Origin of the sequence: Jatrophihabitans sp. (genome assembly GCA_036399055.1) — a bacterium.
In the GTDB taxonomy this organism is placed as follows: domain Bacteria; phylum Actinomycetota; class Actinomycetes; order Mycobacteriales; family Jatrophihabitantaceae; genus Jatrophihabitans_A.
This window is the reverse complement of sequence record DASWNX010000015.1, coordinates 134,342-143,241: the sequence shown is the minus strand read 5'-3', so window position 1 is coordinate 143,241 and position 8,900 is coordinate 134,342. Positions and strand designations below refer to the sequence as shown.

Annotated in this window: 9 protein-coding genes and 1 pseudogene; 5 read left to right on the top strand and 5 right to left on the bottom strand. The window is 69.4% G+C overall.

All coding sequences use genetic code 11. The features are described 5' to 3' along the window. Positions 1–225: 225 nt before the first annotated feature. Positions 226–384, bottom strand: a pseudogene (locus VGB75_05150) (putative toxin). A gap of 218 nt (positions 385–602) precedes the next feature. Then, on the bottom strand, positions 603–1,826 hold the full coding sequence (locus VGB75_05145) for a class I SAM-dependent methyltransferase (GenBank protein ID HEY0166411.1): 1,224 nt from the start codon (positions 1,824–1,826) through the stop codon (positions 603–605). 205 nt (positions 1,827–2,031) lie between these two features. Between VGB75_05145 and VGB75_05140 the strand changes: the two genes are divergently transcribed. After that, the gene (locus tag VGB75_05140) at positions 2,032–2,802 is read left to right on the top strand and encodes a fatty acid desaturase CarF family protein (GenBank protein ID HEY0166410.1); all 771 of its coding nucleotides are present in this window, start codon (positions 2,032–2,034) and stop codon (positions 2,800–2,802) included. A 60-nt stretch (positions 2,803–2,862) separates the two neighbouring features. Here the strand turns inward: VGB75_05140 and VGB75_05135 are convergent, their stop codons facing one another. Then, positions 2,863–4,149, bottom strand: a complete 1,287-nt coding sequence (locus VGB75_05135; protein HEY0166409.1) for an adenylosuccinate synthase — start codon at positions 4,147–4,149, stop codon at positions 2,863–2,865. A gap of 114 nt (positions 4,150–4,263) precedes the next feature. Here VGB75_05135 and VGB75_05130 point away from each other — a divergent pair, with 114 nt between their 5' ends. The 4 genes from VGB75_05130 (at position 4,264) to VGB75_05115 (ending at position 7,366) form a co-directional block, all read left to right on the top strand. Next, positions 4,264–4,974: a hypothetical protein gene (locus VGB75_05130; GenBank protein HEY0166408.1), complete on the top strand. Its 711-nt coding sequence runs from the start codon at positions 4,264–4,266 to the stop codon at positions 4,972–4,974. A 78-nt stretch (positions 4,975–5,052) separates the two neighbouring features. Next, entirely contained in the window at positions 5,053–6,255 is a 1,203-nt protein-coding gene (locus tag VGB75_05125) for a PrsW family intramembrane metalloprotease (protein ID HEY0166407.1), read from the top strand. 16 nt (positions 6,256–6,271) lie between these two features. Continuing rightward, positions 6,272–6,850 carry an RNA 2',3'-cyclic phosphodiesterase gene (gene thpR / locus VGB75_05120; protein ID HEY0166406.1) on the top strand — a complete coding sequence of 193 codons (579 nt, stop codon included), beginning with the start codon at positions 6,272–6,274 and terminating at the stop codon, positions 6,848–6,850. Positions 6,851–6,877: 27 nt separating this feature from the next. Then, complete coding sequence (locus VGB75_05115; GenBank protein HEY0166405.1) at positions 6,878–7,366, top strand: hypothetical protein; 489 nt, start codon at positions 6,878–6,880, stop codon at positions 7,364–7,366. A gap of 26 nt (positions 7,367–7,392) precedes the next feature. Here VGB75_05115 and VGB75_05110 read toward each other — a convergent pair whose 3' ends face one another. Both VGB75_05110 and VGB75_05105 read right to left on the bottom strand, forming a co-directional pair. Further along, complete coding sequence (locus tag VGB75_05110; protein HEY0166404.1) at positions 7,393–8,532, bottom strand: hypothetical protein; 1,140 nt, start codon at positions 8,530–8,532, stop codon at positions 7,393–7,395. Next, positions 8,532–8,861 (bottom strand): PadR family transcriptional regulator, encoded by a 330-nt coding sequence (locus VGB75_05105; GenBank protein HEY0166403.1) that lies wholly within the window; start codon positions 8,859–8,861, stop codon positions 8,532–8,534. The genes VGB75_05110 and VGB75_05105 overlap by 1 nt, the downstream gene beginning before the upstream one ends. Positions 8,862–8,900: the final 39 nt, after the last annotated feature.

The window sequence follows — 8,900 nt, the reverse complement described above, 5'->3', positions numbered from 1 at the left end:
GCGTTAGCGTGGGACACGAAGGCCTCCGGTCAGTGAAGCGGTTCCTAGACAGCTCCACTTCACAACCGGAGGCCTTCCCTCGTCTCAACGACAGGCCGACGTCAGCTCAGACGGGACAACGTCCCTGGGCATCACACCTAGCGCGTGTCACGATGGCTGAGTATGCCAGCGCACCGTGTCGCGAACTTGAAGGCGGCTTTTCCTCGGGTGACTTCTTGTGAGCCGTCATGGAATGGTCTTGAGATTGATGTGGCCGTCTTTGATCGCCGCCCGTAGCGGGCCCGACAACTTGGTGTCTTTCCGCGTGTACAGGTCGAAGCGACGACCGGTGCGTTGGGCGTAGGCGACGCTGTCCTTCAACTGGCGGGTATAGGACTGAGAAGCGACATCCTTGAACTAGATTCCTGTCCAAAAAACGTGGAAAGAAGGTATAACGAAGTAATCGGCTTGCGCCAGCTTTTCACCCAAAATAATTTATTCATCCCCGCCAGGACGACGCGTTGGCAAAAGAGCCCGCCGTAGCGGGCAGAGGCAGGTGTCGGTCGACGCGCCGGACGCGCTAGCGGCACGGCCTTGCCCGCTGGCGCGCCGCAGCCGCCGGTTCAGCGCAGTGAGCCGATGAAGTCAGCGGCCCGCATCAGGGCGCCAGGACGAGGCCCGGGATCTTCCCGCCGCTCGGCGACCAGGTGATAGGCCTGTAACCGGTTGGTCCGGAACGCGTGCTGACCACCCCGCAGGAACATCCGGAACGCCCGGTAGACCTCCTCGCCCCAGCGTCGTGCCACGAAGTCGTGGCTGGCCTCGAACCGGTCAGCCCAGTGCTGGATGGTGAGCTCGTAGTCGTAGGTCTCGCGCTTGACCTCCACGATCTCGAACCCGTGCCACAGCAGTTCCCGCGTCATGTCCTGCAAGGATAGAAAGGTGTGGTGGCCCGGCCAGGTGAACTGCCGGGAGAACGGGCTCATGGCGAATTTCTGCTTCGTCGCCGAGGCGTCCAGATAAAGCCTGCCACCCGGCTTGAGTGCCGACCACACCCGATCACAGAACGTGCGGTAATTCGGAATATGCTCTATGACGCCATAAATGACGGCATGGTCATAGGGCTCAGCAGGCCGGTGATCGAGGAGGTCCTGCACGATGACCCGGCCCGGAATTCCCCGATCACCGATCAAGCGGCGGATATAAGCGGCCGATTCCTCGACGAGGGTCAGCGAGGTCACCTCCACCCCGCGGTCTCCGCAGTACTGGGTGGTGCCACCCCACCCACCGCCGATATCAAGCAGCCGCATGCCCGGCTTGAGCTCCAGGGCGTTCCACATCGATTCGAGTTTGTGCTCGGCGGCCTCTTCCAGCGTTTCCCGCTCATGGTGAAAGAGGCAGTGCGAGTAATACCGGTACCGCCGGTCGATGAAGTTGAGGTAGAAGTCATCTCCGAGGGTGTAGTGCTTGGCGATCGAGGCGGCGTTGACCTTGGTCGGCGAGCGCAGCATCAGCCGGTAGGCGAAGGCGGCCGCATCCGGCACGGTGATGCCCTTGCGAAGCTCGGATCGGACATCGAGCAGCGCCGCCAGGTCCCCATCCAGGTCGATCTCACCAGCGATATAGGCCTGCCCGAGGGCGAATTCGTTGAGTGGCAGCGATTGCGCCGCCTCGGTCCTGAACCGGACGTGCCATACCGGATCAGGGCCGCCGACCAGTCGGCGAGTGCCGTCGAAACACTCGACCGAGCCGGCGGTGTTCAGCCGTTCCAAAACGCCGATCAATTTCGCGACATTGTCTTCGGCCGGCGCCTTGGCCAAGGTCGGAACCGTGAGCGGAATAGCCATTCCGCACGCACCACCTTCGAGCGAGAAGAATGTTTCTTCACAGCAGGCTAGGGGCCAACCGACACTCCGGACAAGAGTTGATTTGTCGACCCTGGCAGACCGGCAGCGTGTTGACCGGCGTATGGGAGCGTCACTAAAGTTGCGCTTCTCGACCGATTATCGCGCTTTCCGACCGGCACGGCTCACAGCACCGACTGAGGCGAACATGCGTCAACCCGATTTTGCGTCAGCTCGTCGATCGGGCAGCGCGGCCAGCGCCGCTCACCGCCTTTCCGCGCTCGACAGGTCATTTCGAGTTCTGGGCGCCTGCCTCAACGCGCTGGTGCTGGCACTTGCCGTAGCCCGGCTCGCCGGGCACCTCCAGTCGGCTTGGCAGCCGGCGCTGCTTATCGGGTGCCTGGCCGCTTTCGTGGCAGCCACCTTCGCCGCCGACCTGACGTCGGGCTTGCTGCACTGGGCCTTTGACACCTGGTTCTCCACGACCCGAGGCGCCTTCCGGCGGATGGTGTCGATCGTGCGGGAACACCACGTCAAGCCGGATGAGATCTTGAGCTTCAGATTCGCCACCGACGCGGGGGTCCTGTCGTGGTTCGGCGGCGCCGGCGCCTTCGTGCTGCTGACGGGATCGCAAGTCCTCGGGAATCGGCCGGTCGTGGTGGTGTCACTGTGCCTGGCCGCCGTGATCTACAGCCTCGACGTCTCGCTGATGTTCGAGTACCACAAGTGGGGTCATCGCCGGCGGCGCGGGCCCGTTGCCAGGCTCGCCCAGCGCTGCGGGTTGCTGCTGTCCCCCGACCATCACCTGCGCCACCATCGCGGCGCCCACGACAGCCACTACTGCCTGATCAACGGCCTGGCCGATCGCACGCTGGGCCAGTGGGGGCTCTTCCGCGGGCTGGAACGGCTCATCAGCGCGGTCACCGGCGCCCAGCCGCGAGCCGAGGACCACGCGATGCTCGCGCGGCTGATCCGGTAGGGCTGAGTCCGGTAGAGCAATCCGGTAGAGCAGTTCGGTGGACGGTCCCGACCGGACCGCTCAGGCCAGCAGGTCGTTCAGCACGATCGACTGGTCCCTGCCCGGGCCGACCCCGATCACCGAGATCCGGGCGCCGGACATCTCTTCCAGCGCCTGGACGTAGGCCCGGCAGGCAGGCGGCAGGTCAGCCATCGTCCGGGCCTTGGAGATGTCCTCATCCCACCCGGGGAACGTCTGGAAGACCGGCACGGCCTTGCTGAACTCGGCCTGGGTCATCGGCATGTCAGCGTGCCGGACCCCGTCGATGTCATAGGCCACGCAGACCGGGATCTCGGCCTGGCCGGTGAGGATGTCCAGCTTGGTGAGGACGAAATCGGTCACGCCGTTGACCCGGGCGGCGTAGCGGGCGACCGGGGCGTCGTACCAGCCGGTGCGCCGCGGCCGTCCGGTGGTGGTGCCGAACTCGGCGCCGGCGTTGCGCAGCTCGTCGCCCTTGTCATCGAGCAGCTCGGTCGGGAACGGGCCCTCGCCGACCCGGGTGGCGTAGGCCTTGACGACGGCGATGACCCGGTCGATCCGGGTCGGCGGGATGCCGCTGCCGGTGCAGGCGCCGCCGGCGGTGGCGCTGGAGGAGGTGACGAACGGGTAGTTGCCGTGGTCGACGTCGAGCATGGTCGCCTGGCCGGCCTCCAGCAGCACGGTCTTGTCCGCGTCGAGCGCCTCGTGCAGCAGCAGCGCCGTGTTGGCCACCATCGGACGCAGCCGGTCGGCGTAGGACAGCAGGTCATCGACCACCGAGTCGACTTCCAGTGCCCGCCGGTTGTAGATCTTGGCCAGCACCTGGTTCTTGAGGTTCAGCGCGCTGGTGACCTTCTCGCGCAATGTCACCTCATCGAACAGGTCCTGCACCCGGATGCCGATCCGGTTCATCTTGTCGGCGTAGGTGGGGCCGATGCCACGGCCGGTGGTGCCGATCTTGCGGCTGCCGGCGAACCGCTCGGTCACCTTGTCGATCACCGTGTTGTACGGCGGGATGATGTGGGCGTCGGCGCTGACGACCAGCTTCTCGGCCGAGCGGCCGCGGGCCTGCAGCGCGTCGATCTCGCCGAACAGCACCTCGAGGTCGATGACCACGCCGTTGCCGATCACCGGGATGCAGTTCTGGCTGAGGATGCCCGAGGGCAGCAGGTGCAGGGCGAACTTCTCACCGTCGATCACGATGGTGTGCCCGGCGTTGTTGCCGCCGTTGAACTTCACCACGTAGTCGACCCGGCTGCCGAGCAGGTCGGTCGCCTTGCCCTTGCCTTCGTCGCCCCACTGAGCTCCGACCAGAACGATCGCGGGCATGTAGCAGACTCCTGACTGACTGTGGCGGATCGCCGAGTCCGGAGGCCCCGGGTCTCGGCGAGCGTGCTCATAGGGCACCGCACGCGCTCCGCCCCGCAGAGAAGGGTAACCAAGGTGCATTTGGCGCTGCTCAGCGTCGGCTCGCAACCGGCCCCGCGGGCTGAGCTGCCCGGCCCGTTCGCCAGCCGGCACACCGCCGTCGACGCCGCCGGCGTGGACGCGGCGTTGGAGGCTCTGGAGGAGGGTCCCGGCCGGCTGACAGCCGACCTCCCAAGGCTGGTGATCGACGCCGACCTGGCCGGGCTCAACCTGGTGCTGCACCGGCTGATGCGCCGGGGGCTGCTGGAGACGCTGGAGACGGCCGTCCTGCCGCGCGAGCCGGTGCCCTACCTGTCCCGGCTCGGGTTGCCCGCCGACCCGGGCGACCAGCTGCGGATCGCCAGCTCCGCGCCGGCCCGGCTGATCGGCGTGGTCAAGGACGACTCCGGCGGCGTGTGCGTCGACGGCGCGAGCATGCGCCCCTGGCCGGACGAGCCCGGCGAGGCGGCCGGTGAGCCCTGGTGGCTGCGGGCGGTGGTGGACGACCAGCGGCTGGCCGACGGGACCGTCCGCGAGCTCCGGATGCGCCGGCTGGGCCCGAGCGAGCTGGAGGCCACCGTGCGGCTGGGCCGGTTGCGCCAACGGACCTGCCGGGGCCGGTCGCTGCAGCTGGCATGCGACCCGGCGCTGGTCGTGACCGATGGAGTGGGCCGGGAGCGCCCGCGCGGCAAGCGCACCTTCTGGTCCGAGCCGACCCTGTGGTGGCTGGCGCTGCCACTGGGATAGCGCGCCGCAGGCGACTGGGCGGCGTCGGCGGCTGACATCCCGAGGCGCCAGACTGCCGGCGGGCAATAGAGTCAGCGTATGAGCGTTGACCCCAGGCCGGCGCCGCTCGCGCCGGGACCGCCGCAGTTCCAGTCGTCGTTGAGCAGGCAACGCCGTTCGACCGGCGCGCCGATCGCCGTGCTGATCCTGCTGGCCGCGCTGGCATCGGGCGTGTTGCTGCTCGAAGGGATCCAGGACCCGATCGGGCTGATCGTCGCGGTGCCGTTGACGGCACTGGCGATGGGACTGGTGCTGGCCTGCTACTTCTGGCTGGACCGGTGGGAGCCCGAGCCCAGCCGGCTGCTGCTGCTGGCCTTTCTGTGGGGCGCCAGCGTGGCGATCGTCATCAGCCTGGTGCTCGAGCTGGCCAGCAGCGAGGTGCTCGGCCGTGGCCTGGTGCTGACCCTGGTCGGGCCGGCCATCGAAGAGGCCGCCAAGGGCGCCTTCCTGCTGGTGATGCTCACCGGCGCCCGGCGGCGCGAGTTCGACGGGGTGGTGGACGGGCTGGTCTACGCCGGCTTCGCCGCGGTCGGCTTCGCCTTCGTCGAGGACATCGGCTACATCGCCCAGAGTTTCAGCCAGGGCACCGAGACCACGATCGCCACCGTGGTGATGCGGCTGGTGATGGCCCCGTTCGCGCACCCGCTGTTCACCTCGATGATCGGGCTCGGCGTGGGGCTGGCGGTGAGCAGGCCGCGGCAGAGCGCCCGCTGGCGCTACCCGCTGCTCGGCTACCTGGCCGCGGTGACCCTGCACGCGTTGTGGAACGGCTCGCTGACCTTCGGCTTCGGCGGCTACCTGCTGGTGTACGTCGTCATCATGATCCCGGCGTTCGTGGGCGCCCTGCTGATCGCCCGCTACCACCGCGCGCGCGAGCGCGACGTGGTCAAGCGGCAGCTGCCCGAGCTGGTGTACTACCGGCTGGTGACGCCCGCCGAGGCCGGCTGGCTGGACAGCATCGCGGCCCGGCGCGCCTGGCTGCGATCGGTGACCGCGCGCTCGGGCAAGCCCGCGGCCCAGGCGCTGCGCGACTTCCAGGCAGCGGCCACCGAGCTGGCCTTTCTGCGCGACCGCGTCCAGCGGGGCGTGGGCCCGGCTGACGCCTACCAGCTGCACGCCGAGCTGGTGCAGGCCCTGCTGACCAGCCGGGCGAAGGCGTCCGGACCGCTGATCGAGAACGCCAAGTCGGCCCCGCCGATCCCTCCGGTGCGACCGGCGTCCTTGTCAGGCCCGGGCCGCTGAGCCGCCCGGTGAGCCGATGAGCATGCGGATGTTCGTGGCGGTGCTGCCGCCGCTGGAAGCCCTGGAGGACCTGGCCGAGTTCGTCGAGCCCCGGCAGCAGCGCGAGAGCCCCTTGCGCTGGTCGGCGCAGGAGCAGTGGCACCTGACCTTGGCGTTCATGCCGGCGGTGGCCGACCGCGACCTCGACGAGCTGGTCGAGCGGTTGGCCGACGCCGCCGGGCGCCGGCAGCCGTTCCAGCTGCGGCTACAGGGCGCCGGCAGCTTTCCCAACCCGGCGCAGGGCAAGGTGCTGTGGACCGGGGTGGCCGGGGACACCGAGCAGCTGGAACGGCTCTCGGCCAGCAGCCGGTCGGCCGCGGTGCGGGCCGGCGTCGAGGTGGACGGCTCGAAGTTCCGCCCGCATCTCACGCTGGCCCGGGCCAACCGGCCGCTGGAGCTGACCAGGTGGCTTCGGGTCTTCGACCTGTACGCCGGGCCGAGCTGGCAGGTCGAGGAGCTGGCGCTGATCCAGTCCCAGCTGGGGCCCCGAGGCTCGCGCTACCAGCTGCACGAGTCATTTCCGCTCGGCGCGGGGACGTCGGAGCCGGCAGGCTAGCGTGACGGCCGTGACCACCCTTCGCACGTGCGCCATCGTCCGGACGTCCGCCCCGTGAGCCGGCTGGAGGAGGTCGGCGAGCGCGACGGCTGGCGGTGCTGGCTGTGCGACGAGCCGGTCGATCCGGACCAGTCGGTCAACGACGCGCGCGGGCCCAGCGTGGACAGCCTGAGCACCGCCAAGGCACGCGGCAAATCCGGCGCCGGCTCCAGCTCCGGCGAGCGGCTGGCCCACCGTGGTTGCAACACCAAGAAGGGCGCGGTCAAACCGGTCGTGCCCTGGCCCACGGAGTTGTTCGTCTCCGATCCGGCGCCGCTGATCGGGGTCCTCGAGCGCCTGGAGCGCAAGGGCGGTCGCGAGGTGGTGGCCCGCTGTCCCAGCCGCTCGGACGCCGATCAGACCGCCGGCTGGCTGGTCGACCGGTTCTCCCGGCTGGCGCCGGCGCTGTCGGTCACCGCGACCGTCGAGCCCGGCGGTGGCCAGTTCCTGGTCGCGCTGGCGGCCCCACGGTCCTGATCAGATCCCGATCAGGCGTCCTCGACTCAGGGCGTCGGTGACCCGGAGGGCGTGGCAGTCGGGGTGGCCCTCGGCGTGGGCTTGACGGTCGGTCCCGGGCGTGAGGTGGCGGCAGTCGGCGCCGGACTGGCCGCGGTCGTCGAAGCGCTCGGCTGGCCGGTTTCGGACTGGCCGGATGTCGGCGAGCTGGGCGGCACGGTCAGCGGGCCAGGCCCGGATCGGAACGGGCCGGCGTCGGCCGGGCACAGCGGATAGCTCCAAGCCCCGCCGTTGAGATCGAGGCCGGGAGCCGGCAGCCCGTTGGCGCAGTAGCCCCGTCCCAGCTCGAGCGCAGTGCCGTTCTGGTCGAAGAGCCGGGCGCCCTCGACCAGCCTGCCGGCCTGGTCATAGGCGTAGACGTCGGGGACCTCGGAGAACGGCTCGTAGTAGCCCTCGCCGGGCCCGCTGTAGGCGTAGGCCGTTCCCCCGACGTTGGCGGCCAGCACGCCGGCGCCCCACAGCGCGATCAGCACGCTGGCGGCCGCCATCGCCCGGCCCGCCCAGGCAGACCACCGCAGCGACCGCTGGCCCAGGGCCACCGAGCCGGCGATCATCGCCAGGGTCAGAGCCAGGCCGAGCACCCGGTTGCCGCCGAGGTCGGGGATGAAGCCGCTCCAGCTCTGCCGGTCGTGCGCGCCGGACAGGAACTGGGCGGCGAGCCAGCCACGCAGCACCCACCAGCCAGGCCGGGTGGCCCGCAACAGCTCGACCAGCCGCGGATAACCGACCAGCCGGCCGGCCTGCAGGTCGAACCGGTCGGCCAGCCGGCGCGCCCGCCGCAGGCCCTGGACCACACCGGCCGACAGCGCCCGGCCGGCCAGCGGATCGGTGTGCTCCAAGCCGGCCGCAGCTCGCAACTCCTGCGCGTAGACCTCCGGCGCTCCGAGCCGCTCGCGCAGCGATCCGGCGCCTTCGGCCGAGACCTCCGCCGCCACCTCGGCCAGGTGGTCGGGCAGATCCTCGATCAGGTCCTGCCGGGCAGCGGGCGTCAGCCCGGCCAGCGCCGCGACCACCTGGTCGTAGTACCGGCTCACCTCGGCCGAGCCCGGCTCGGCTGAATCGATTCCGGTCCAGCTCGTCACAGCCGGCTGGCCGACGCCTTCGCCGGTCGTCTTATCGGTGGTCATTATGCCGCCACCCTTCCGTTCAGGAGCCCGTCCATCGACTGGGCGAACTCGCTCCAGAGCTTGCTGGAGAGCTCGAGCTGGCTTCGGCCCGCCTTGTTGAGCGCGTAGTACTTGCGATGCGGGCCCTCCTCGCTGGGCACCACGTAGGTCGTCAGCGAGCCGGCCTGGAACAACCGGCGCAGGGTGCCGTAGACCGAGGCGTCGCCCACCTCGTCGAGCCCGGCGGCCCGCAACCGGCGGACGATGTCATAGCCGTAGCCGTCGGAGTCCCGGAGCACGGCCAACACCGCCAGATCGAGGACTCCCTTGAGGAGTTGGGTGCTGTCCATGCGGCCAGACACTACTATGGAATACGCACTACCATCAAG

Bases quoted from the DNA above. Each gene is read 5' to 3' on its own strand.
- VGB75_05125 (HEY0166407.1), top strand. From the start codon at position 5,053: ATGAGCGTTGACCCCAGGCCGGCGCCGCTCGCGCCGGGACCGCCGCAG.
- VGB75_05145 (HEY0166411.1), bottom strand. From the start codon at position 1,826: ATGGCTATTCCGCTCACGGTTCCGACCTTGGCCAAGGCGCCGGCCGAA.
- VGB75_05110 (HEY0166404.1), bottom strand. From the start codon at position 8,532: ATGACCACCGATAAGACGACCGGCGAAGGCGTCGGCCAGCCGGCTGTG.
- VGB75_05105 (HEY0166403.1), bottom strand. From the start codon at position 8,861: ATGGACAGCACCCAACTCCTCAAGGGAGTCCTCGATCTGGCGGTGTTG.
- VGB75_05140 (HEY0166410.1), top strand. From the start codon at position 2,032: ATGCGTCAACCCGATTTTGCGTCAGCTCGTCGATCGGGCAGCGCGGCC.
- VGB75_05135 (HEY0166409.1), bottom strand. From the start codon at position 4,149: ATGCCCGCGATCGTTCTGGTCGGAGCTCAGTGGGGCGACGAAGGCAAG.
- thpR (HEY0166406.1), top strand. From the start codon at position 6,272: ATGAGCATGCGGATGTTCGTGGCGGTGCTGCCGCCGCTGGAAGCCCTG.